Origin of the sequence: Clostridium tertium (assembly GCF_017873245.1) — a bacterium.
Lineage (GTDB): Bacteria > Bacillota > Clostridia > Clostridiales > Clostridiaceae > Clostridium > Clostridium tertium.
Genome location: NZ_JAGGJY010000007.1, coordinates 42,863 through 66,417, shown reverse-complemented (window position 1 = coordinate 66,417; position 23,555 = coordinate 42,863). Strand labels below are relative to the sequence as shown.

Sequence of the window (23,555 nt, the reverse complement as noted above, 5' to 3'; positions counted from 1 at the left end):
CTCCTTAAATTAAATTATATTCTTTTAAAGAATATTTCAGTATTTCAAGATTTTTATCATCCATATCACATAATGGCAATCTAAATGCACCAACATCTTTTCCCATTAAGTTTAGTGCTGTTTTTATAGGGATTGGATTAGTTTCTATAAACAATTTATTAGCTATATCTAAAGTGTCTAATTGAATTTGTAGAGCTTTTTTAGTATTGCCAGATAAAAATGTTGTAGCCATATCATGAACCGCTTTAGGCATTATATTAGCTAAGACAGAAATAACTCCCAAACCTCCAAGGGCCATAATAGGAACTACTTGGTCATCATTTCCAGAGTAAATATCTATATTATCTTTACATAAAGCCTTTATTTTAGCTACTTGGCTTATATTTCCGCTAGCTTCTTTTATAGCAACTATATTTTTAAGCTTAGATAATTCTAAAAGTTGAATAGGTGTTATATTTACTCCAGTTCTACTAGGAACATTATATAATATTATAGGAGTATCTACTGCATTATTTATTGATTCAAAATGCTTGAAAAGACCTTTGTTGTTTGTTTTATTATAATAAGGTGTTATAACTAAAAGAGCGTCTACGCCTACACTTTGGGCATATTCACTCATTTCAATAGATGCTTTAGTGTCATTAGTGCCTGTTCCAGCAATTACAGGTATTCTTTTGTTTACTACATCAACGGTAAATTTTATAGCGTTTTTTCGCTCTTCATTAGTCATTGTACTAGCTTCACCGGTTGTACCACAAATTACAATAGCATCTGTTCCTTCATCTATATGCCATTCTATTAATTCTTTAAGTTTTCCATAGTTTACACCGGAATCATTAAAAGGTGTAACTATTGCAACAGCAGAGCCTTTAAAAATTGACATTACATATCACTCCTTATTAATAGTTCAGCTATTTGAACTGCATTTAAAGCAGCTCCTTTTCTAATATTGTCAGCAACTACCCATAGATTTAATCCATTATCTGTACTAAAATCTCTTCTTATGCGACCAACAAAAACATCATCTTTTCCAGATGCCATTAAAGCAGTAGGATATTCGAGCTCGTTTATATTATCATAAACAGTAAGGCCTTTAGCATTTATAAATAAATTAATTATATCATTTAACTCATAAGGCTTTTCAAGTTCAACATTTATACTTTCACTATGACTATTAAGAACTGGTACTCTTACTGCAGTTGCTGTAATTTTTAAATTACTATTATGAAGTATTTTTTTTGTTTCCTCAATCATTTTTATCTCTTCCTTTGTATATCCATTGTCTAGGAAAACATCTATATGAGGTAGGCAATTTCCTGCTATTGGATAAGGAAATTTTTTAGGTGCAAGTCCTTTAATTCCGTCTTCTAAATCAGCTATACCTTGCATACCAGCACCTGAAACTGCTTGGTATGTAGAATATACAATTCTCTTAATACCATAATTCTCTAATAGAACCTTTAATGGTATCATAGCTTGTATAGTAGAGCAATTGGGATTTGCTATAATACCATTGTGCCAAGTTATATCTTCAGGATTAACTTCAGGAACTACTAAAGGAACATTTTTATCCATTCTAAATGTACTGGAATTATCAATTACAATAGCGCCATAAGATGCAAAAATTGGTGAAAATTTTAAGCTTATATCTCCACCTGCTGAAAATAAGGCAAAATCTATTTTCTTATTTTTGATGTTTTTCTCTAAGGTTTCTTCAACTAATATCTCATTTTCTTTAAATTTTAGTTTAGAGCCTGCTGATCTTTTTGAAGCAAAAAGATATAGAGTTTTTATCGGGAAATTCCTTTCCTCTAAAATTTCTAAAAACTTTCTACCTACGTTACCAGTAGCCCCAACTATAGCAACATTGTACATAAGTTTGTCCCCCTTTTCATTAATGTAAATATATATGTTTCAATAGTAATCTACTTAATTCAAATTAGTAGTATATTAAATGGTTAATATACTTGCTTTTTAAGTAAAATAGAAAATTTGAAATCATATATATTATTTAATTTTTACATAAGTTATTAAGATGCAAATTGTCATTTATAGGTTAGCTTAATACTAATCAATATAGTAACTTATATAAAATATACTTACTAATACTATAGTTAAATATTTGAATAAATTCAATACTTTATTATAATATATAAAATTTTGAAGTATATAGTGAATAATTAATTTTGATAGTATATTAGAAAAACTTTTGGAAAAAATATAAATATCATATTTATAGGGGGTATTAAAATGAGTAAAACACCATTAAAAAAAATAATAAAATCAAAAATTAAATCAAATAAGGAATTATCTGAAGCTGAAATTTTAAGAGAAAAAATAAAGTATGAAATAGCTGATGAACTAGGTTTAAAGGATAAAGTAGATCAATATGGATGGGGAGGATTAACAGCAGAAGAAACAGGGCGTATAGGTGGTATAATGACAAAAAGAAAGAGAATGTTAAAGATACCAACAAATGAAGAAATTCTAGGAAGAAAATAAAACTATTTTTGATTAATTATATAAAATTATTATGAATATAATCTTAAAGGCTAATTTTACTTGAAAATATAAAATAAAACTACATTCAAATTGTATATAAAAACGTACATTGAAATCATTTAAAAATTTTATTTTTTTCTATAGATTGACTAAAGGAAATTTTACATTTAATATAGTTTTAGAAAACTCTATTAAAAAGGGGGAGGGAAATTTTTTGACATATGGAGAGTTTGCTAAAATATATGATGAGCTAATAAATGAAGATATAAATTATGAAGAAATGTGCTCAAGAATTATTGAAATTTGCAATGGTGAAAATATAAACTTTAATAATTATTTAGATATAGCATGCGGGACTGGGAATGTTACAGTGAAGTTAGCTAAAAATTTCAAAGAATCTTTTGCTGTAGATTTATCAGATGATATGCTTAGAGAAGCTTTTGATAAATTAAAGAAAGAAAAAATTAAATGTAAGTTAATTTGTCAAGATATGAGTGAGCTTAGTCTAAATAGGAAATTTGATTTAATAACATCAGTTTTAGATTCATCTAATTATATAATAGAAGAATCTAAATTTGTTGATTACTTAACAAGAGTTAAAGAGCATTTAAATGATGATGGTATTTTCATATTTGATATAAACTCATATTATAAGCTTTCAGAGATATTAGGTAATAATATATATACATATAGTGAAGAGGATGTATTTTATACTTGGGAAAATAATTTTGAAGATGATCTTTTAAGTATGTATTTAACATTCTTTGTTAAAAAAGGTGAATTGTATGAAAGATTTGAAGAAGAGCATTTAGAAAGAGCATACAAAGAGAGCTTTATAGAAAATAAACTTAAAGAATTGGATTTAAAAGTAATAGGTAAATTTGATGGATATTCAAATAGAAAAGTAGAAAATCAAACAGAAAGAATAATGTACGTAGTTAAAAAGTGATGGAGGAATATAAATGGATAAAATTATAAGAGCAACAGCAAAAGATGGAATGGTAAGAATTATTGCTGGAGAAACTACTGATTTAGTTAATACAGGAAGTAAAATACATGAATGTACACCAGTTGCAGCAGCAGCACTTGGTAGAATGCTTACTGCAGGAGCTTTAATGGGTACTACATTAAAATCAGAAAAGGAAGTAATGACTTTAAGAATAAATGGTGGCGGGGAAGCGAAAGGAATTACTGTAACAGCATATGAAGGCGGAAAGGTTAAAGGATTTATCGGAAATCCATACGGAAATCTTACTTTAAACGCAAAAGGGAAATTAGATGTAGGTGGATACGTAGGTGTAAATGGTGAATTTACAGTTATTAAAGATTTAGGAATGAGAGATCCTTATGTAGGTCAAGTTCCTATATATACAGGAGAAATTGGTGAAGATTTAGCATATTACTTTACAGTATCAGAACAAACACCATCTGCAGTAGCTTTAGGAGTTTTAGTAGATAGAGATTATTCAATAAAGGTTGCAGGCGGATTTATAATTCAAATGATGCCAAATGCTGATGATTTATTATCAGATTTAATAACATATAGATTGGAAGAAGTTCCTTCAATAACTCAAATGTTACAAGAACATGGAAGTATAGATAAGGTATTAGAGTATATATTTGAAGGAATGGATCTGAAAATTTTAGAAGATGCTACACCAGAATATACTTGTAATTGCTCAAGAGAAAGAGTTGAAGCAGCTTTAATATCTATAGGAGAAAAAGAACTTCAAGAAATATATGATGATGGTAAAGAAGAAGAAATTAAATGTAATTTCTGTAATACTGCATATAATTTTTCAAATAAAGAAATTGGTGAAATATTAGATAAAGCAAGAAAATAAAAAATTAAAGCTTAGATTAATCTAAGCTTTTTTGTTTGGAGGCGCCACCCAGATTTGAACTGGGGAATAAAGGTTTTGCAGACCTCTGCCTTACCACTTGGCTATAGCGCCAAACTTTATAATTATATTTTATGTTATAACATTTATTTTGATACTAAATTAAAATAAAAAGATTAATTAATACAAATAATAAACTAGGAGGTGAAAGTATGCAAGTAGAAATATTTAATAAAATAAATAAAATATTGCTTGAAAATGAGAAACCATCTATAGAAATAGATAAACTAATGAAAAATGAAGAATTTAAAAATAGTGACTTTAGTATAGTTTCAAAGCTTAAAGATATACCTCAAGAAAAGAAGTTCCATCCAGAAGGAAATGTCTGGAATCATACTAAAATGGTAATAGATGTGGCAGCTAGGATAAAAGATTTTTCTAATGACAGTAAAAAATTTATGTGGTCTGCATTATTGCATGATATTGGTAAGATACCTACAACTAAATTTATTAAAGGAAGATACAGATCTTATGAGCATGATATAGAAGGAGCAAAAATGGTATATGAGCTTCTAGAAAGATATGAAGATATTAGATTTGTAGAAAATGTAAGTGAAATTGTAAGATTTCATATGCATCATATTTATATATTAAAAAATTTACCTTTTTCAAATATTAATAAATTATTGAGTAGTAAAAATTTTGATGATATAATATTACTTTTCATTTGTGATAAATTAGGTAGAGGAAATCAACAAATGCATGAAAATAGGAATAATATAAATGAAGTTATTACTATATTAGATATATTAGAAAAAGAAAATAATAAAAAGTATTATAAGTTAAGAGAAGATATTATAGAAATAGAAAAAATTATATTAAATTAAAAAAATGAATTTTAAGTAAGGTATAATTTAAATAAGATAATCTTCTATAAATAGTTTTTACTTATAATACTAATATCGCTAAATTAATCACTTCTATAAGGTTGGAATAATAAGTCCAACCTTATTGTAGGTTATATATAATGATAGTATGTTTATTAAAAAATAATGTTATATAAATATATACATAAATAAATTACTTTAAGGAGGATATTTATAATGAAGTACATATCAATATCTGGAGGGGCAGGACATGGAAAAGATACTCTTGCAAATAAATTGAAAAATATACTTGAGAAAGAAGGAAAAAGAGTATTTATAATTCATTATGCCGATTATTTGAAAATGGTTGCAACACAAGTATACAAATGGAACGGCTTAAAGGATGCAAAAGGAAGGGATTTACTTCAAAAATTAGGAGATCGAATGAGAGAAATTGATGAAATGTTTTTAATAAATGAACTAGTAAAAATACTCAGTTTAGTAAAAGATGATTTTGATGTAGCAATTATACCTGATGCAAGGTTTCCAAAAGAAATAGAATGTTTGAAATCAATAGGAAAAACTATATCGATACATATTACTAGATTAGATTATAATAGTATTTTAACTAAAGAACAAAGTAACCATAATACTGAAACAGCTCTTAATAATTATGCATATGATTATAAGCTTTATTCTTATACAGATAAAGAAATTGATTCAATAGATTTAATCATAAAAGATATACTGCATTAAATTTTTAATTCAACTATATAATTTCTTAGATTACTTTATAGCTATATAATATTAAAAATTATATAGCTATAAAAGGTAAAAAGCATATCTACTTTTTATAACTTTCTTATCTTATTTATTCACATGTTAAAAAATTTTATAATAAACAAAGAATTATAAATTAAATTGTTAAATCAATATTAGAAACATTTATATATATAAAACGTATTATATAAAAGGCTATAAAACAAGTAAGTAAAAGGCTATAAAACAAGTAAGCTCCCTCTATCATGAAGTTTTTCATTCATTAGATAAATAGGGGTTATTCCATACTTTTTTAAAAAAGATTTTACTTTATCGCCATAAAGATATAAATCTAAATTACCATAGAAAGCCATTAAATCTTTATTAATAAGGCCACCTACACCACCAATAAAGCCATAATCTAAACCTTCTAGTATTATATCGCCTGGAGGTAATAGCAGGATATCAAAACCATGATTTTTTAATGTGTTATATATTCCGGTATCGTTAGTTATAAAGGCTTTATCATTTACTGGTAAGCAAGAACATTTGGTATATCCTTGTTTAACATTAATTAAATTTTTGTGGCTTTGAGTTGAAAGTAAATTTTCGTCAGTATATTTTAAGTTATGTATAAAATGATTTTCTAGAATCAATGCATTTAAAAATATATTTTCAGGATAAGAATAGTTTAAGAATTTTGAACTTTCTATATAGTTTATATTAAAAATATCAAGTTTTTCTTTGAAAATTTTTGATATATCTTTATGAATTATTACTTTTTTCGACTTTTTATCTATTATATTTAATTGTATGTCCACATGACCATCAATAGCTTTGTACAAATTATTACACTTTGGTATTTCTAATATTGATAAATTAAGAGATTTAAGTACTTTTTTTTCTAATTCAGTAATTCTATAATCAACAAAACAAATCATAAATAGGCTCCTAAAAATTAATAATAAATATGGATTAATTATAGATTAGTTATGTATCTTTGTCGATTGTTAAGAAATATTTTTTGAATATAGTTTTAAAATTTATACATACTATTACTAGAAAGGGAGTGAAATCCATGCTTGTACTAAAGCTTGTTTATAATGACGATCTAGATTTTGTAGGTGAAATTCAGGAGTTAAGGACTATTCTAAGGAAAAAAGACATAAAAATTGGGATAGTAGAAAGTGTGGAACTTGATAATCATATAGTAAAGATATTATGTGATGATGATAGTTATAATGAAAGAATAAAAGATATCATAAATTTATATATAAGTAATGTGTTATATAAAATTGTTATAGAACAATATAAAGAAAAAGAAATGTTTGATTTTTTAACTGAAAATTATTTCTTTCTTAAACAAGAAGAAGTAATAGAAGTTGAAGAAGAAATCATGCAAATATTATTAGGAAAAGAATCTCTAAAGTTTGATAATTTAGTGTATTGCATGAATAAAATGAATAATGTAATAGAAAAAATTAAGGGGTGTTTAGAAGAAAATTCAGAAATAAATATAAATGGGTTTATTAGATTTAGAATGAAGGAGCTAAGAGAAGATATAGAAAACATAATAGATAAGGTTATTGAAAGTTATATGGTAGAAAAAGAATACAGAGAGTTTGTTAAACTATTAAAGTATTTTGTAGATATTCAAGAAAGCAAAATAGATGAAGTAAATATACTTATTGATGAAATTGGAAATTACTCAATAAAAGATAAAAATAAAGAAGATATATTTAATGAGTTTATGAAAGAATTAATGGAGTGTAGAATAGATACAGATGCGAAAATGGAAGATATAATAATAAGCGGGTTAATAACTAATGCTCCCAAGAGAGTAATAATACATGGAAAGAAAAATTGCTTAAATAAAGAATTTATAGATACAATAGAAAATGTTTTTGAAGATAAGGTAAGTTATTGCAAAGGATGTTCTTTATGTATAGAAAAACAAGTTAAATTTTAAAATTATGTTGACAAGTTTTTTATCAAATAATATAATTACAATTGTTAAGAAGAAACAAAGCCGTTTCTCACCTTACGGCAGAGCTTAGTAAGGTAGTATATTCTTATTTTAATTTATTATTTAAATTAAACGTGAGTATTATGAGGACGGCATATTGCTGTCTTTTTTATTTTGTTCAAATATAGTAAGTTACAAGATAAAAAAGAAGTTTAATGTTTAGCATTATTAGATATGCATAAAATGCAATTTAAAAGTGATTCTAAATAATTCGATATAGAAGAGTTAATTTAAAATTACTACTTATAATTAAGGGGTTAATCAAGAATGAGAAATTATTATTTAACATATATTTTTGAAATTGGTTTATGATATTTTATAATTATTAGAATTTATGCCCCTTAATAAAGCATAATCTGAGAGGAGGATTTTATTATGCCAAAAATGAAAACGCACAGAGGTGCAGCAAAAAGATTTAAAAAAACAGGTACAGGAAAGCTAAAAAGAGCAAAAGCTTTCAAGAGCCATATCTTAACAAAGAAAAGCTCTAAGAGAAAGAGAAACTTAAGAAAGACTGCTTATGTTTCAACTACTCAAGAAAAAGCAATGAAGAAATTATTACCATATTTATAAGATTGTAGGAGGTTTGAAGCATGGCAAGAGTTAAAAGAGCGGTAAACTCACGTAAAAATCATAAAAAAGTATTAAAGCTTGCAAAAGGTTATTATGGTGGAAAGAGCAGATTATTTAAAACTGCTAATGAATCAGTAATAAGAGCTTTAAGAAATGCTTATGTTGGAAGAAGATTAAAGAAGAGAGATTTCAGAAGATTATGGATAGCAAGAATTAATGCTGCTACAAGAATGAATGGTCTTTCATATTCAAAATTTATAAATGGAATCAAATTAGCTGGAATTGATATGAATAGAAAAATGTTATCAGAAATAGCTATAAATGATCCTAAGGCATTTGCAGATTTAGTAGAAGTAGCAAAAAGCCAACTAAATAAATAATTACTGCGACCTTATGGTCGCATTTTTTGTAGATAGATATAAATAATATAAATATAAATAGTTTATAATAATTAGTATTACTATATAAGTTGTAAAATTATTATATTAATAAGTAATACTGTACTAATATCAATTACTTAGATCATTAATTGAAACTTATATATAAATTTAGTATATCTAAGAGGTGAAGATATGCAGTTTAGTTCGAAAAAAAAATTTAGGTTAAATGGAGTTCAAATATTAGCATTAGGATTCTTGATAGTGATTATAATAGGTGCAATTATATTATCCCTACCTATCTCATCAAGAACTGGTGAGCCAACAAATTTTCTAGATGCTATTTTTACATCTACATCTGCAGTATGTGTAACTGGATTAATAACATTAGATACTAGTACACATTGGAGTGTTTTTGGTCAGACAGTTATTATAACGTTAATAGAAATTGGTGGGCTTGGTTTTATGTCTTTTGGAGTTCTTATATCCTTAATATTAGGTAAGAAAATAACTTTAAGAGAAAGACTTGTTATGCAAGAAGCAATGAACACATATTCTATTCAAGGCCTTGTAAAAATGGTTAAATATGTTCTGATTTTTACTATGTCAGTACAATTTTTTGGAGCATTATTGTTATCAACACAATTTGTGCCTGAATATGGTATTGGTAGAGGAATATTTTATAGCATTTTTCATTCGATTTCAGCTTTTTGCAATGCAGGATTTGATTTGTTTGGAACAAGCCTAGTCGGTTATTCAAGTAATAGCGTAGTGATTTTAGTAATAAGTGCATTAATAATAATTGGTGGATTAGGATTTACAGTTCTTTTAGAGATATATGAATTTAAAGGGATGAAAAAGTTATCCCTTCATTCTAAATTAGTACTAATAACTACGGCTATATTAGTATTTGGTGGAGCTATTTTAATGTTAATATTTGAATATAATAACGTTGATACAATAGCAAATATGAATATTAAAGATAAATTATTAAATTCGTTTTTTGCATCTGTAACTCCAAGAACAGCAGGGTTTAATAGTATATCAACTAGTGGCATGACCTTAGCAAGTAAATTTTTAACTATAATATTAATGTTTATTGGAGGATCTCCAGGATCTACTGCTGGTGGTTTAAAGACAGTAACTTTTGGTATCTTAGTATTAACTGTTATTTGTGTAATAAAAGGAAGAGAAGATACGGAAGTATTTGGACGAAGATTTACAAAAGAAATCGTATATAAGTCATTTACTTTATTATTTATAGGAGTATCTTTAGTAATATTTTCAACAATGATTTTATCATACACTGAAGTTGGTGTTAGTTTTATAGATTTATTATATGAAACGACATCAGCATTTGGGACTGTAGGGATAACATTAGGGCTTACTCCTAATCTAAGTTCTATAGGTAAAGTTTTAATTATGCTTATGATGTATTTTGGAAGAGTTGGTCCTCTTACTGTAATGCTTGCATTAACAAGAAAGCGCAAGAAATCTGGTTATAAATATCCAGAAGGGAAAATTTTGATAGGTTAGGAGATGAATTCAATTGGCTAATAAACAATTTGTAATTATAGGGCTTGGAAGATTTGGATCTTCAATAGCAAAAACCTTATATTCTTTGGGAAATGATGTATTAGCAATAGATAAAGATGAAGATATAGTACAAGAAATAGCTGATAGCGTTACACATGCTGTACAGCTAGATGCAACAGATGAAAATGCTTTAAGGGCATTAGGAATAAGAAATTTTGATGTAGCAGTAGTTACTATAGGGGATAATATTCAATCAAGTATTATGGCTACGTTATTAGTAAAAGAACTTGGAGTTAAATATATTATAGCTAAAGGTCATAGCGATTTACATGCAAAAGTTCTTTACAAAATTGGAGCAGATAGAGTTGTACTACCAGAAAAAGATATGGGAGTAAGAGTTGCTCATAATTTAGTTTCCGCAAATATATTAGATTATATTGAACTTTCAGAAGATTACAGCGTTATGGAAATTCAAGTTTTAGATGAATGGTCAGGAAAAACTTTAAATGAATTAAGACTTAGAAGCAAATATGGAATAAATGTTATGGCAATTAAAAGAGGCGATGAAGTTAACTTATCACCATCAGCAGAAGATATAATTGAAGATAATGATGTAATTGTTGCTATAGGATCAGCTGAAGACCTAAATAGATTAGAAGGCATGATAGCTAAATCAAATTAACGAGGTGTAAATTTTGATTTATATAGAAAGTAAAGAAAATAATTTTTTTAAGTCTATAAAGAAACTTAAAGAAAGACGATTTAGACAAAAAGAAGGTAAGTTCATTTTAGAAGGATTTAGATTAATAGAAGAAGCTGCAAAAGCTAATATGGAAATAGAATATATAATTTTATCTCAAGGTAATGAGGAAAAATTATATAATAGTAGTTTAAAAGAAGTTATTAATGATGATAAAATATATGTTTTTTCAAGTAGTTTATTCCTACAAATATCTTCTACAGAACATACTCAAGGAGTTATAGCAGTAGTCAAAAATAAAAAAATGACTATTGATTTAGACGGTGGATTTTTCCTAGTATGTGATAAAGTTCAAGACCCGGGTAATTTAGGAACCATAATAAGAACTGGCCACGCAGCTGGAGTTGATGGGATAATATTAACAAAGGGAACAGTAGATATTTATAATGATAAAACAATAAGATCTACTATGGGTTCTATATTTTATGTTCCTATTTTTTATGATGATGAAGATTTTAGTATTATTAAAAAACTTAAAGATAATGGGGTTGCCTTAGTAACAACATCTCTTGAGGAATCTAAAAACTTTTTTGAAGAAAATTTAAAGGGAAAAATAATGCTAGCTGTAGGCAATGAAGGTAATGGTATAAGTAATGAACTTTTTGAGCTTGCAAGTAAAAAGGTTAAAATTCCAATGCCAGGTGGAGCTGAATCTTTAAATGTAGCAATAGCAACATCCATAATTTTATTTGAAAAAGTAAGACAAAATCTAATATAGAAATAAATAGAAACTTTCTATTGAAATTAATTAAGTTTATTTGTATAATAAATTATAAATTGAATATAAAAAGACAATGAATGAGAAAGTAGATATAAAGGACTTTGCAGGGAGAAATAGTCTAAGACTGGAAGCTATTTTAAAGAAGTTTATATTGAAGTTCCCTCAGGAGTCCTAGAAGTGAAGTTAAAAGTAGTTTCTAGCGGGTTTAACCGTTATTTAAATTTGAGTTGGGTTATAAAATTATAAAATTTTATAACCAATTAGGGTGGTAACGCGGCACTTCGTCCCTTTTGTTAGGGACGAAGTTTTTTTATTTTAATCAAAAAGGAGGAACAAATATGCAAGAAAAGTTAATGTCTATTAAAGAAAATGCATTTAATGAATTAACAAATGTAAATACTAGCTCAGAATTAGAAGAAATAAGAGTTAAGTATCTAGGTAAAAAAGGAGAGCTAACTACTATATTAAGAGGAATGGGATCATTATCTCAAGAAGAAAGACCAATAGTAGGAAAGCTTGTAAATGTAGTAAAAAAAGAAGTTGAAGATAAGATTGAAGAAATATCAAGAGGAATAAAAGAAAAAGAAAAAAATGCTAAATTAGCATCAGAAGTTATAGATATATCTCTTCCAGGAAATAAGAGTTTAATTGGTAAGAGACATCCTTTAGATTTAACTTTAGAAAGTATGAAGAATATCTTTATATCAATGGGTTTTACAGTAGAAGAAGGCCCAGAAGTAGAATTAGATCATTATAATTTTGAAGCTTTAAATATTCCAAAGGATCACCCAGCAAGAAGTGAACAAGATACTTTTTATATAAATGATAATTTAGTATTAAGAACACAAACTTCACCAGTTCAAATTAGAGTTATGGAAAATCAAGCTCCACCAATAAAAATGATAGCTCCAGGTAAAGTATATAGATCAGATGCAGTTGATGCAACTCACTCACCTATATTTTATCAAATGGAAGGATTAGTTATTGATAAGGGAGTTACATTTGCAGATTTAAAAGGAACTCTAGAGCTTTTTGCAAAGAAGATGTTTGGAGATAAGGTTAAAACTAAGTTTAGACCTCACCATTTCCCATTTACAGAACCTTCAGCAGAAATGGATGCAACTTGCTTCGTATGTGAAGGAAAAGGATGTAGAGTTTGTAAAGGAAGTGGATGGATAGAACTTTTAGGTTGTGGAATGGTTCATCCACAAGTATTAAGAAATTGTGGTATAGACCCAGAAGTTTATAGCGGATTTGCCTTCGGATTTGGCGTTGATAGAATGGTTATGCTTAAATATGGAATAGATGACATCAGACTATTATACGAAAGTGATATGAGATTTTTAAATCAATTTTAATTAGAGGAGGTAAAAGAGATGAAAGTACCATTTAATTGGTTAAAAGATTATGTTGAAGTGAATATAGATGCAAAAGAGCTTGGAGATAGATTAACATTAACAGGTTCAGCCGTAGAAGAAGTTATTACTCAAGGGGATGTAATTAAAAATGTAGTTACTGGAAAAATTGTTGAAGTAACTACACATCCAGATGCTGACAAATTAAAGATTTGTCAAGTTGATATAGGAGCTGATGAAAAAATTCAAATTGTTACAGCTGCAACAAATATGAAGGAAGAAGATATAGTACCTGTTGCTCTTCATAAATCAACTTTAGCAGATGGAACAGAAATTAAGAAGGGTAAACTTAGAGGGGTAGTATCTAATGGTATGTTCTGCTCAGAAGAAGAACTTGGAATAGCTGGTGATGAACCAGTTCATGGGTTAATGATTTTACCTAAAGATGCACCATTAGGAATGGATATTAAAAAATACCTAGGACTTAACAAATCAATATTAGATTTTGAAATAACTTCAAATAGACCAGATTGTTTAAGTATTGTTGGTATGGCAAGAGAAACTGCAGCAACTCTTTCTACATCATATAAGATGCCAAGTTTTAATTATGAAGTAAAGAATTCTGAAAATATCAATGATAATTTAAAAGTTGAAGTTAAAGATTCTTTATGTAGAAGATACATGGCAAGAGGAGTTAAAAATGTTAAGGTTATGCCTTCACCAAGCTGGATGCAAGAAAGATTATTAGAAGCTGGTGTTAGACCTATAAATAATATAGTTGATATAACTAATTTTGTAATGTTAGAACTTGGAGAACCAATGCATGCTTTTGATGCAAGGGAAATTCAAAGTGGAAAAATAGTTGTAGAAAGAGCTAAAGATGGAGAGACTTTTGTAACTTTAGACGAAATTGAAAGAAATATTGATTCTAGCTTCCTATGCATAAAGGATGGAGATAAAACTATAGCTTTAGCAGGAATAATGGGTGGATTAAATTCAGAAATTAAAGAAGATACAACTGAAGTTATTTTTGAATGTGCAAACTTTGATGGAACTAATATAAGAGTTAACTCTAAAAAGCTTAATTTAAGAACTGAAAGTTCATCAAGATTTGAAAAGGATATAGATCCAAATCTTGCAAGTCTTGCAATAGATAGAGCTTGTGCTTTAATCTGCGAGCTTGGATGTGGTGAAGTAATGGAAGGAACTATTGATGTATATACTCAAAAGAAAGAAGAAGGAAGTATTACAGTAGATTCTAACTGGATAAATAAATTTTTAGGAACAGAAATAGCAAAAGAAGATATGAAAAAATATCTTGATTCTTTAGATTTAAAAACAGAAGTTGTAAATGATGATTTAGTTATAAATATACCAACATTTAGAATTGATATAGCAATTAAAGAAGATATAGCTGAAGAAGTTGCAAGAATATATGGATATGATAAGATTCCAACTACAATATTTAAGGTATCTACTGAAAGAGAGCCTAAATATAAAAATGAAATATTAACTGAAGAAGTTATAAATACTATGATAGGAAGTGGATTAAATCAATCTATAAGCTATTCTTTTGTATCACCTAAAGTTTTTGATAAAATCAATTTACCAGAAAATAGTGAGCTAAGAAATGTTGTAAAGATTAAAAATCCACTTGGCGAAGATTATTCTGTAATGAGAACAACTACTATTCATTCAATGATGGAATCTTTAGGAAGAAACTATTCAAGAAATAATGAATATGCTAGATTATTTGAGGTTGGTAAGATATATATACCAAATGAAGATGAAACTGTTCTTCCAACTGAAAAGAATATATTAACAATTGGTATGTACGGAAACTGCGATTATTTAGATTTAAAGGGAGTTGTAGAAAATATTGTTGAAGCTTTAGGTCTAAATAAAGTAACATTTGCTCGTGAAGCTGAAAATCCTAGCTATCACCCAGGTAAAACTGCTGCTTTAATGATTGGTAAATCAAAAGTAGGGGTATTAGGTGAAGTTCACCCTGACGTTTCAGAAAACTATGGCGTTGATGTTAATTGCTATTTAGCTGAATTAGATTTAGATTTATTATTTAATAGTGCTGAAACAACTAAGAAATATAAGCCACTTCCAAAGTTCCCAGCAGTTACAAGAGATATAGCTTTATTAGTAAATGATGAAGTATTAGTGCAAGAAATAGAAGATACTATTAAAAAAGCTGGTGGAAACTTAGTTGAAAAAGTAAAATTATTTGATATTTATAAAGGAACTCAAATACCAGAAGGTAAAAAGAGTATAGCTTATGCAATTGCATATAGAGATGAAAAGAAGACACTTACAGATAATGATGTTAATAAGGTTCATGATAAAATATTAAGAAGCCTTGAATATAAATTAGGTGCTACTTTAAGATAATAAAAATTTTATATAAAATATTAATAAAGCTGTATGAAGAGAGAATTCTTAAAATACAGCTTTATTAATAATATTTGTGTATATATAATATGTTTTTTATAATATAAAATATATGATAAAATAAGACATATTCTTATTTATGTAAAGGAGAAAAATATGAATTATATCATTAATGCATTAAAAGGGATAGTTATAGGAGTATCCAATGTTATTCCAGGGGTAAGTGGTGGAACTATGGCTGTTGTAATGGGAATATACGATAAAATAATATATTCTGTTAATAATTTTTTTAAGGACATAAAGAAAAATATATTATTTTTAGGCTCACTTGGTATTGGAGCTGTAGTAGGAATATTATTGTTTACTAACTTAATTGATTATTTACTTAAAAGTTATAATGAACAAACTAATTTTTTCTTTATTGGATTAATATTAGGCACAGCACCATTATTATTTAAAAAAGCAACAGAAACAAAAGTAAGTGCTGGTAATTGGATAGGATTAGTGATAGGGTTTATAATTGTTGCTGGATTAGGTTTAATAGAAAAAGTTAATCCTGATGCTGCGTTTTTAAGTTCAATATTTAAACCTAATGCAATAGGATTCTTTGTAGCTGGATTTATAGCAGCTGCAACAATGATATTACCTGGAATAAGCGGTTCATTTATGTTATTACTAATAGGTTTATATGAGCCGATAATAGAAATAGTAAAAAACTTTGATATCGTAAATATGGCCATAGTTGGAGTTGGAGTTGTTGGTGGATTTTTATTAATGACTAAACTTATAGAAAAAATATTTATCAAGTATCCTCAAACTGCTTTTTGTATAATTTTTGGATTAGTAATAGGATCAGTATTTGTAATTTATCCAGGTTTTACATTTGGATTAATGGGAATAGTATCAATAATTTCCTTAATAGTAGGATTTGTTATTGCTTATGTAATAGGAAAAAATGAAATATAAATAACAAAAGGATATTTTAGGTTTTAATATTGTTAAGTCTAAAATATCTTTTTGTTTTATTCATTCATATAGTTTTTAGTACACATATATGAATTTGTTGTATATTTTTAGTTAAATTTAAATCTTTATCGCAACATATATACATTCTTTGGAATATTTATGTTAGAATAAAATTAGTTATAATTATTATGTTAACGAGGTGTATTATGAATACTGTAACTATAAAGATAAATGGGATTGAATATAATCTAAAGGGAAGAGAAAATGAAGAATACTTATTAGAAGTAGCAAAGTACGTAGATGGAAAAGTGAAGGATATTATGGCAAACAATAGAAAGCTAAGCTCTACAGCAGCAGCTACTCTTGTTGCGTTAAATATAGCAGATGAACTATTTAAAGCAGATATAGAAATAGAAGTATTAATGAAGAAAAATACTTCTTTAGATGAAAGAAACTTAACATTGAAAGAAAGAATAAAAGAAATTAGAGAAGAAGCTGAAGGAATAGAATTTAATACTTCTAGAGAAATTAATAAGCTAAATGAAATAATAGACGAATTAAATAAAAAACTTTTAGAGGCAGAAGAATTAAAAAATAAAGTTACACTTCTTGAAAATGAAAATGAAGAAAATAATCTATTAAGAGAAAAAATATCAAAATTAGAGAAAGAAATAAGTGCTAAAGAAGTAGATATAAATGAAAAAGACTCTTTAAAGTTAGAAATAGATTCTTTAAAAGATGAAAATTTAACTTTAAGAGAAGAAGTAGAAAACTGCTACAAAGAAGTGGAAAACTTAAAAGAAACTAATGAGTTATTAAAAACTAATGAAGTAGGCTATAAGGAAAAGTTTATTAAACTTAATGAAGAATGCAAAATAATGGAAGATGATTTTAAAAAGACAAAGGCAGAAAAAGATTTATTAAAGCAAAGAAACAAAGAAATAAAATTCCAATTACAAAATTCGAAATATAAAGTTTTAGATTTGGAAAAAAAATTGATTGATATACAAGTAAAGCTAGCTTATGAGAAAAAACAAAAAAATGCTTTGCTTAAAGATGTATAATTATAATGTATCTAATGTTTTAAAGACAGCTTGATTTTTCTTAATTAAGCTGTTTTTATGTATTCAGAAAGTAAGTTATAAAACTATAATAGAAAAAAATTAGAATTTATGATATATATAATTAGGAACGATAAAAGCATAATAAACTAAAGTTTAGGAGAAGTAGTTATGAAGAAAGTAGAAATTTTAGCTCCAGCAGGGAGTATGGAAAGTCTTATTGCAGCAATGAACAAAGGTGCTGACGCAGTTTATTTAGGTGGAAATAAATTTTCAGCTAGAGCATATGCATCTAATTTTGATAATGATAATATGATAAAAGCTGTTGATTATGTACATAGCTATGGAGCTAAGGTTTATGTAACATTAAATACTATATTGAAGGAAAATGAAATTGAAGAAGCTGTTAGATATGTAGGATTTTTATATGAAATAGGTGTAGATGCAATAATACTTCAGGATTTAGGTTTATTTAAAAGAATAAAAGAGGACTATCCTGATTTTGAAATACATGCATCTACGCAAATGACTATACATAATGGAGAAGGTGCGCTATTTTTTAAGGAAAGAGGTTTTCATAGGATAGTTTTATCTAGAGAATTATCTGTAGATGAAGTTAAATATATTTCTAAAGATTTAGGAATAGAAACAGAAATATTTGTTCATGGTGCATTATGTATTTCATACTCTGGACAATGCCTTATGAGCTCCATGATAGGTGGTAGAAGTGGAAATAGAGGTAGGTGTGCGCAACCTTGCAGAATGGAATATACATTAAAGGGAAATACATCTGGAGAAAGAAAGGCTTATCTTTTAAGTCCTAAGGATACATGCACAATAGAAGACATGAAAGATATTATAGATTCAGGAACCTATTCATTAAAAATAGAGGGAAGAATGAAAAGGGCAGAATATGTTGCTGGAGTAGTAGAAAATTATAAAAATGCAGTAGAAAAGGAATTATATAATACTGAATATAATGTTAGTAAAGGAAAAAGAGAACTGCTACAACTATTTAATAGAGGAGGATTTTCTAAAGCTTATTTACATAAAAATGTTGGAATGGATATGATGAGCTTTAAGCATCCAAGAAATACGGGAGTACCTCTAGGAAAAATAGAGAAAAATGGAGAAATAGTTTTAAAAGAAGATATTGCTTTAGGTGATGGATTTAGGTTTAGGGAAAGTGGATTTTCAATAAATAAAATTATCACTAATGGAAAAGAAGTAAAAGAAGCAAAAAGAGGAGAAAGAGTTAAAATATTTCCAACTGCTTATAAGGTAGGGGATGAGATATTTAAATCATTAGATAAAAAACTGTTTGATTCTTTAGAGGATTCTATAAAACCATATAATAGAAAAATTTCCTTAAAAGCAAATGTTACTTTTAAGGTTGCAGAACCATTAAGAATAAGAATAGAATATAATGATAAGAATTATGAATTTTTAGGCGAAGTTGTTGAAAAGGCAGAAAAAAGACCTTTAGAAAAAGATAGAGTTATAGACTCACTATGTAAATCTGGAGAGAGCGCTTTCAAAATAGATGAAATTAATTTTGAGGCTTTTGAGGATGGATTTATAAGAGTTAGTGATTTGAATAACCTAAGAAGAGAGGCTTTAGAAGGAGTTCAAAAATCTATTACAAAATCTTTTAGAAGAAAGAGACCTAAAAAATTAGATAAAGTTGATAATATTAAGAGCAGTGATATAGGTTTAGATATAATATATCAATGTATTACGAGAGAACAGCTTGATACTTTAATAGAAGAAGGTATTAAGGATATAATAGTTGATGTATTTAATAGGGATAAAGATTCTATTAAGGTTAAAGATTTAATAGAAGTATCTCAAAATAAGGAGCTTAATATATATTTAAAGGTTCCAAATATAATAAAGAGTGAATTTAATAATGTAATAAATATAATAGAAAAGGTAAAAGAATATATTAAAGGAATAGTGACTGTTAATGTTGGGATAATTCGTAATTATCAAGATGAAATGATGATAATAGGTGATTATAAACTTAATATAATAAATTCAGAAGCTTTAAAGTTTTATCAAAATGAAATTGATATTCCTACACTAAGTTTAGAGCTTAATAGGAAAGAAATTAAAAATATGCTAAAAGGAAATAAGGGGAATGTACAAGGAATAATATATGGTAAAACTGAGCTTATGATAAGTGAATATTGCCCTATTGGAAGTACTTTTGGTGAAAAGTCATCTTGCAGTGATTGTAATCTTGCATGTACAAGGGATGAGTTTACACTAATAGATAGAATGAATGAAAAATTTAGAGTAATGACTGATATTTTCTGTAGAAGCTATATTTTAAATCCTTATCCATTGAATCTTATTGAGGAAAAAGATGATTTGAAAAATCTTGGAGTAAATTCTTTTAGAGTTGAATTTAGAGATGAAAGCTCTAATGAAGTAAAGAAGGTACTTAGAATGATAAGAGGAGAGGAAAAAGTTAATACTAATAATTATACAAAAGGTCATTATAGAAGAGGGATAGAATAGAGGAGAAAATATGAGTATTACATTACTAAATTATTTACTTTTAGGCGTAGTTTTATTAAACTTATTAGTTATATTAGGAACAAGAAAATTTAAAAAAAATAATGAAATAATAAATGCAAATGCTGAATATAGAAGAGAAGGTATTAAATTATTACAAGATCTTTGGAAAAAGCAAATTATAATGATTGCTATAGGAGTAACGTTGTTTTTATTAGCTATATTAATTAAGGAAAATGATAATAAGATTCCAATTAATACATTTGCAGTTATAAGTAATTTATATGTACTGATTTCAGCATTATTAGCTACCTATAACTATAATAATTTTAATAGAGGCATAGCTAATTTATTAAGCAAAATTAAAGGCTAAGGTAATGAAGAGGAGATATTATGGAAGAAAGAACTCTTAGAGTATTAGAATTTAATAAAATAAAAGAAAAATTAAAAGAATATGCAATAACACATGGTGGAAAAAATCTTATAGATAATCTTATACCTTATGATACTGTATTTGAAGTTAAAAATAAGCTTAAGGAAAGTAATGAAGCATTGGATTTATTAATAACAAAAGGAAATCCTCCATTTGAAGGATTATTTGATGTCAGAGAGGGAGTGGAGAGAGCTAAAAAAGGAGGAGTACTATCAGCAGGTCAATTATTAAAAATTGGTGGTATGCTTAAATGTTCAAGAAGATTTAAGGAATATATATCTAGAAGAGAAGATGAAGTTCCTCATGTCATTTTAGAAGATTTAGCATATATACTAACTCCTATAAAAAATCTTGAAGACATTATAGAAATGTCTATAATTTCTGAAGATGAAATAAGTGATAAAGCAAGTAGTACTTTAAATGGAATAAGAAGAAATTTAAAAGAAAAAAATTCTTCGGTTAGAGATAAAATAAATTCAATTGTAAGAGCAAATGCAAAGTACCTTCAAGATACTTTATATACAATGAGGGGAGATAGGTATGTTTTACCTGTAAAGGCTGAATATAAGGGAGCAGTTCCAGGTCTTGTACATGACCAAAGTTCAACTGGAGCAACATTATTTATTGAGCCTATGAGTCTTGTAAATTTAAATAATGAAATTAAAGAACTTAAACTAAAGGAAAAAGCAGAAATTGAAAGGATATTAATGGATTTATCTAATAGAGTTTATGAAAATATTGAAACTGTTGAATCTAATTATAAGATTCTTACAGAATTAGATTTCATATTTGCAAAAGGGAAATATGCTTCTAGTTTAAATGCTATTTGTCCAGAAGTTAATGAAGATAGAAGTTTTGATATAATTCAAGGAAGACATCCTTTAATTGATCCTAAGGTAGTAGTTCCTTCTGATATTTATTTAGGTAAAGAATTTAATACTTTAATGATTACTGGACCAAATACTGGGGGGAAAACAGTAACGTTAAAGACAGTTGGATTATTACATTTAATGGGACTTAGTGGACTTTTAATACCAGCAAAAGATGCTTCAAGCATAAGCTTTTTCAGAAAGATATTTGCTGATATAGGAGATGAACAAAGTATAGAGCAATCCTTATCTACCTTTTCATCTCATATGACTAATATAGTAAAAATAATGAAAGAAGCAGACGATAGTTCATTAGTTTTATTTGATGAATTAGGGTCAGGTACTGATCCAGTTGAAGGTGCAGCTCTAGCAATAGCTATAATAGATACATTAAGAGAGCAAGAAGCTAGATTAATAGCAACAACACATTATAGTGAATTAAAAGGATATGCTTTAAGAACAGCTGGGATTGAAAATGCATCTGTTGAATTTGATGTTGAAACTTTAAGACCTACTTATAGACTTTTAATTGGTGTTCCAGGAAAATCAAATGCCTTTGAAATTTCAAAGAGATTAGGACTTCAAGACGATGTAATAAATAAAGCTAAAAGTAATATTTCATCAGAAAATCTTCAATTTGAAGATTTAATAAGGGATCTTCAAGAAAAAAGTATTTTAGCTAATAGAGATGCAAGGGAAGCTAAAAGAATAAAAATAGAAGCAGAAGAGCTTAAAAAGAAATATGATGAAAAGTTTAAAAAATTAGAAGAAGTTAGAGATAAGGCTTATAATGAAGCTAGAAGAGAAGCAAAAGATATTATAGCAAAAGCAAAAGATGAAGCAGATGAAATCTTAAAGGCAATGAGAGAACTTGAGAAGCTTGGAATTTCTAAAGGTGGTAGAGCGAGATTAGAAGAAGAAAGAAAGAAACTTAAGGATAGTTTAGAAAAGAAGGAAGAGTCATTATATAAAATAAGAGAAAATACAGGAGAAGTTATTGAAAAAGTAATTTTAGGAATGGATGCATATTTACCTTCTTTAAATCAAAATGTAATAATTATTACAATGCCTGATTCAAGAGGAGAAGTACAAGTAGAAGCAGGTATAATGAAAATAAATGTTAAGTTAAAAGATTTAAGAAAAGTTAATAATACACCAAATAAAAAAGAAAAGAAGAAGAGAGAGCTTAAGTTAAACTTAAAATCAATAGAAAATAGAGTTGACTTAAGAGGAATGGATGCAGAAGAAGCTTGTTATAAAACAGATAAATATTTAGATGAAGCATATATGGCTAATTTAGGAGAAGTAACAATAGTTCATGGAAAAGGAACAGGAGTTTTAAGAAAAGCTATAAATGATATGTTAAAAAGGCATCCACATGTTAAAAGCTATAGATTAGGCGAATATGGCGAAGGTGGCGATGGAGTAACAATAGCAATTCTTAAATAAAATAATAATTAAAATACTATTAAGATAAGGAAAGACTCGTGTTTTCGAGTCTTTTTTTATGTTATAATTATATAGGAAAAGAGGTGTATATATGTATCTTATAAGTAGTTGTTTATGTGGGGTTAATTGCAAATATAATGGTAGTAATAACTTAAATAGTAAGTGTTTGGATCTTTTTAAAGAAGGTAAAGCCATATTGATATGTCCTGAACAACTAGGAGGACTCCCTACACCTAGAACTCCAGCAGAAATTCAAGGAGACTCAGAAGGCGTTTTAAATGGTAACAATAAAATTATAACTAAAAAAGGTTTAGACGTTACCAAAGAGTTTTTAAAGGGAGCATATGAGACTTTACATATAGCTAAATTAAGTAAAATAAATAAAGCTATTTTAAAAGAAGGAAGCCCATCATGTGGAGTTAATTATATTTATGATGGAAATTTTAATGGAACAAAAATAAAAGGCAAAGGTTTGACGGCTACTATTCTAGAGAAAAATGGAATAGATATTATAAGTGATATTGACTTGAAGGGAGAATAA

22 protein-coding genes, 1 tRNA gene and 1 other annotated feature are annotated in these 23,555 nt (G+C 27.3%); of the genes, 19 read left to right on the top strand and 4 right to left on the bottom strand.

Going from position 1 to position 23,555, the window contains the following annotated elements:
• Positions 1-4: 4 nt before the first annotated feature.
• Both dapA and J2Z25_RS09340 read right to left on the bottom strand, forming a co-directional pair.
• Positions 5-883, bottom strand: a complete 879-nt coding sequence (gene dapA, locus J2Z25_RS09345) for a 4-hydroxy-tetrahydrodipicolinate synthase (protein WP_209740077.1) — start codon at positions 881-883, stop codon at positions 5-7.
• Positions 883-1,875, bottom strand: coding sequence for an aspartate-semialdehyde dehydrogenase (locus J2Z25_RS09340; protein ID WP_209740075.1), 993 nt, complete (start codon positions 1,873-1,875; stop codon positions 883-885). Before J2Z25_RS09340 ends, dapA begins: the two co-directional genes overlap by 1 nt.
• Positions 1,876-2,250: 375 nt before the next feature.
• Between J2Z25_RS09340 and J2Z25_RS09335 the strand changes: the two genes are divergently transcribed.
• From J2Z25_RS09335 to hslO, 3 genes are all read left to right on the top strand, one after another.
• The gene (locus J2Z25_RS09335; RefSeq protein ID WP_008679245.1) at positions 2,251-2,502 is read left to right on the top strand and encodes an alpha/beta-type small acid-soluble spore protein; all 252 of its coding nucleotides are present in this window, start codon (positions 2,251-2,253) and stop codon (positions 2,500-2,502) included.
• 214 nt (positions 2,503-2,716) lie between these two features.
• Complete coding sequence (locus J2Z25_RS09330; protein WP_209740065.1) at positions 2,717-3,451, top strand: class I SAM-dependent DNA methyltransferase; 735 nt, start codon at positions 2,717-2,719, stop codon at positions 3,449-3,451.
• A 13-nt stretch (positions 3,452-3,464) separates the two neighbouring features.
• Complete coding sequence (gene hslO, locus J2Z25_RS09325; protein WP_209740063.1) at positions 3,465-4,346, top strand: Hsp33 family molecular chaperone HslO; 882 nt, start codon at positions 3,465-3,467, stop codon at positions 4,344-4,346.
• A 36-nt stretch (positions 4,347-4,382) separates the two neighbouring features.
• On the opposite strand, the gene J2Z25_RS09320 is transcribed toward hslO, so the two are convergent.
• Positions 4,383-4,457 (bottom strand) — tRNA-Cys (locus tag J2Z25_RS09320).
• A gap of 98 nt (positions 4,458-4,555) precedes the next feature.
• On the opposite strand from J2Z25_RS09320, the gene J2Z25_RS09315 reads away from it, so the two are divergent.
• Positions 4,556-5,230, top strand: a complete 675-nt coding sequence (locus J2Z25_RS09315) for an HD domain-containing protein (protein WP_008679239.1) — start codon at positions 4,556-4,558, stop codon at positions 5,228-5,230.
• 216 nt (positions 5,231-5,446) lie between these two features.
• Complete coding sequence (locus J2Z25_RS09310) at positions 5,447-5,965, top strand: deoxynucleotide monophosphate kinase family protein (RefSeq protein ID WP_209740061.1); 519 nt, start codon at positions 5,447-5,449, stop codon at positions 5,963-5,965.
• A 242-nt stretch (positions 5,966-6,207) separates the two neighbouring features.
• On the opposite strand, the gene J2Z25_RS09305 is transcribed toward J2Z25_RS09310, so the two are convergent.
• Positions 6,208-6,909: a DUF6873 family GME fold protein gene (locus J2Z25_RS09305; protein WP_008679237.1), complete on the bottom strand. Its 702-nt coding sequence runs from the start codon at positions 6,907-6,909 to the stop codon at positions 6,208-6,210.
• Positions 6,910-7,046: 137 nt separating this feature from the next.
• On the opposite strand from J2Z25_RS09305, the gene ytxC reads away from it, so the two are divergent.
• From ytxC to J2Z25_RS09235, 14 genes are all read left to right on the top strand, one after another.
• Positions 7,047-7,937, top strand: coding sequence for a putative sporulation protein YtxC (ytxC, locus tag J2Z25_RS09300; protein WP_111927845.1), 891 nt, complete (start codon positions 7,047-7,049; stop codon positions 7,935-7,937).
• 432 nt (positions 7,938-8,369) lie between these two features.
• Entirely contained in the window at positions 8,370-8,567 is a 198-nt protein-coding gene (gene rpmI, locus J2Z25_RS09295) for a 50S ribosomal protein L35 (RefSeq protein WP_008679235.1), read from the top strand.
• 20 nt (positions 8,568-8,587) lie between these two features.
• Complete coding sequence (gene rplT, locus J2Z25_RS09290; protein WP_008679234.1) at positions 8,588-8,947, top strand: 50S ribosomal protein L20; 360 nt, start codon at positions 8,588-8,590, stop codon at positions 8,945-8,947.
• 192 nt (positions 8,948-9,139) lie between these two features.
• Complete coding sequence (locus J2Z25_RS09285; RefSeq protein ID WP_008679232.1) at positions 9,140-10,480, top strand: TrkH family potassium uptake protein; 1,341 nt, start codon at positions 9,140-9,142, stop codon at positions 10,478-10,480.
• Positions 10,481-10,493: 13 nt separating this feature from the next.
• The gene (locus tag J2Z25_RS09280; protein ID WP_008679230.1) at positions 10,494-11,162 is read left to right on the top strand and encodes a potassium channel family protein; all 669 of its coding nucleotides are present in this window, start codon (positions 10,494-10,496) and stop codon (positions 11,160-11,162) included.
• Positions 11,163-11,175: 13 nt separating this feature from the next.
• Positions 11,176-11,958, top strand: a complete 783-nt coding sequence (locus tag J2Z25_RS09275) for a TrmH family RNA methyltransferase (protein WP_209740059.1) — start codon at positions 11,176-11,178, stop codon at positions 11,956-11,958.
• A gap of 67 nt (positions 11,959-12,025) precedes the next feature.
• Positions 12,026-12,253: a binding site (T-box leader), on the top strand.
• A 46-nt stretch (positions 12,254-12,299) separates the two neighbouring features.
• The gene (gene pheS, locus J2Z25_RS09270) at positions 12,300-13,319 is read left to right on the top strand and encodes a phenylalanine--tRNA ligase subunit alpha (RefSeq protein ID WP_008679226.1); all 1,020 of its coding nucleotides are present in this window, start codon (positions 12,300-12,302) and stop codon (positions 13,317-13,319) included.
• 18 nt (positions 13,320-13,337) lie between these two features.
• Positions 13,338-15,716 (top strand): phenylalanine--tRNA ligase subunit beta, encoded by a 2,379-nt coding sequence (pheT, locus tag J2Z25_RS09265; RefSeq protein WP_209740057.1) that lies wholly within the window; start codon positions 13,338-13,340, stop codon positions 15,714-15,716.
• A gap of 156 nt (positions 15,717-15,872) precedes the next feature.
• Positions 15,873-16,682: a DUF368 domain-containing protein gene (locus J2Z25_RS09260; protein ID WP_099346232.1), complete on the top strand. Its 810-nt coding sequence runs from the start codon at positions 15,873-15,875 to the stop codon at positions 16,680-16,682.
• Positions 16,683-16,888: 206 nt separating this feature from the next.
• Positions 16,889-17,746 (top strand): cell division protein ZapA, encoded by an 858-nt coding sequence (locus J2Z25_RS09255; RefSeq protein WP_209740055.1) that lies wholly within the window; start codon positions 16,889-16,891, stop codon positions 17,744-17,746.
• Between the two features lie 168 nt (positions 17,747-17,914).
• Complete coding sequence (locus tag J2Z25_RS09250; protein ID WP_209740053.1) at positions 17,915-20,266, top strand: U32 family peptidase; 2,352 nt, start codon at positions 17,915-17,917, stop codon at positions 20,264-20,266.
• Positions 20,267-20,276: 10 nt separating this feature from the next.
• A complete protein-coding gene (locus tag J2Z25_RS09245) occupies positions 20,277-20,636 on the top strand; it encodes a hypothetical protein (protein WP_209740051.1) in 360 nt (119 codons plus the stop codon).
• Positions 20,637-20,656: 20 nt separating this feature from the next.
• Positions 20,657-23,014 carry an endonuclease MutS2 gene (locus J2Z25_RS09240; protein WP_209740049.1) on the top strand — a complete coding sequence of 786 codons (2,358 nt, stop codon included), beginning with the start codon at positions 20,657-20,659 and terminating at the stop codon, positions 23,012-23,014.
• 91 nt (positions 23,015-23,105) lie between these two features.
• Entirely contained in the window at positions 23,106-23,555 is a 450-nt protein-coding gene (locus J2Z25_RS09235; RefSeq protein ID WP_008679214.1) for a 2-thiouracil desulfurase family protein, read from the top strand.

Excerpts from the sequence above, each read along its gene's own strand:
- dapA (WP_209740077.1), bottom strand. The coding sequence starts at position 883 with ATGTCAATTTTTAAAGGCTCTGCTGTTGCAATAGTTACACCTTTTAAT.
- J2Z25_RS09340 (WP_209740075.1), bottom strand. The coding sequence starts at position 1,875 with ATGTACAATGTTGCTATAGTTGGGGCTACTGGTAACGTAGGTAGAAAG.
- J2Z25_RS09335 (WP_008679245.1), top strand. The coding sequence starts at position 2,251 with ATGAGTAAAACACCATTAAAAAAAATAATAAAATCAAAAATTAAATCA.
- hslO (WP_209740063.1), top strand. The coding sequence starts at position 3,465 with ATGGATAAAATTATAAGAGCAACAGCAAAAGATGGAATGGTAAGAATT.
- J2Z25_RS09315 (WP_008679239.1), top strand. The coding sequence starts at position 4,556 with ATGCAAGTAGAAATATTTAATAAAATAAATAAAATATTGCTTGAAAAT.
- J2Z25_RS09310 (WP_209740061.1), top strand. The coding sequence starts at position 5,447 with ATGAAGTACATATCAATATCTGGAGGGGCAGGACATGGAAAAGATACT.
- J2Z25_RS09305 (WP_008679237.1), bottom strand. The coding sequence starts at position 6,909 with ATGATTTGTTTTGTTGATTATAGAATTACTGAATTAGAAAAAAAAGTA.
- ytxC (WP_111927845.1), top strand. The coding sequence starts at position 7,047 with ATGCTTGTACTAAAGCTTGTTTATAATGACGATCTAGATTTTGTAGGT.
- rpmI (WP_008679235.1), top strand. The coding sequence starts at position 8,370 with ATGCCAAAAATGAAAACGCACAGAGGTGCAGCAAAAAGATTTAAAAAA.
- rplT (WP_008679234.1), top strand. The coding sequence starts at position 8,588 with ATGGCAAGAGTTAAAAGAGCGGTAAACTCACGTAAAAATCATAAAAAA.
- J2Z25_RS09285 (WP_008679232.1), top strand. The coding sequence starts at position 9,140 with ATGCAGTTTAGTTCGAAAAAAAAATTTAGGTTAAATGGAGTTCAAATA.
- pheS (WP_008679226.1), top strand. The coding sequence starts at position 12,300 with ATGCAAGAAAAGTTAATGTCTATTAAAGAAAATGCATTTAATGAATTA.
- pheT (WP_209740057.1), top strand. The coding sequence starts at position 13,338 with ATGAAAGTACCATTTAATTGGTTAAAAGATTATGTTGAAGTGAATATA.
- J2Z25_RS09260 (WP_099346232.1), top strand. The coding sequence starts at position 15,873 with ATGAATTATATCATTAATGCATTAAAAGGGATAGTTATAGGAGTATCC.
- J2Z25_RS09255 (WP_209740055.1), top strand. The coding sequence starts at position 16,889 with ATGAATACTGTAACTATAAAGATAAATGGGATTGAATATAATCTAAAG.
- J2Z25_RS09250 (WP_209740053.1), top strand. The coding sequence starts at position 17,915 with ATGAAGAAAGTAGAAATTTTAGCTCCAGCAGGGAGTATGGAAAGTCTT.
- J2Z25_RS09245 (WP_209740051.1), top strand. The coding sequence starts at position 20,277 with ATGAGTATTACATTACTAAATTATTTACTTTTAGGCGTAGTTTTATTA.
- J2Z25_RS09240 (WP_209740049.1), top strand. The coding sequence starts at position 20,657 with ATGGAAGAAAGAACTCTTAGAGTATTAGAATTTAATAAAATAAAAGAA.
- J2Z25_RS09235 (WP_008679214.1), top strand. The coding sequence starts at position 23,106 with ATGTATCTTATAAGTAGTTGTTTATGTGGGGTTAATTGCAAATATAAT.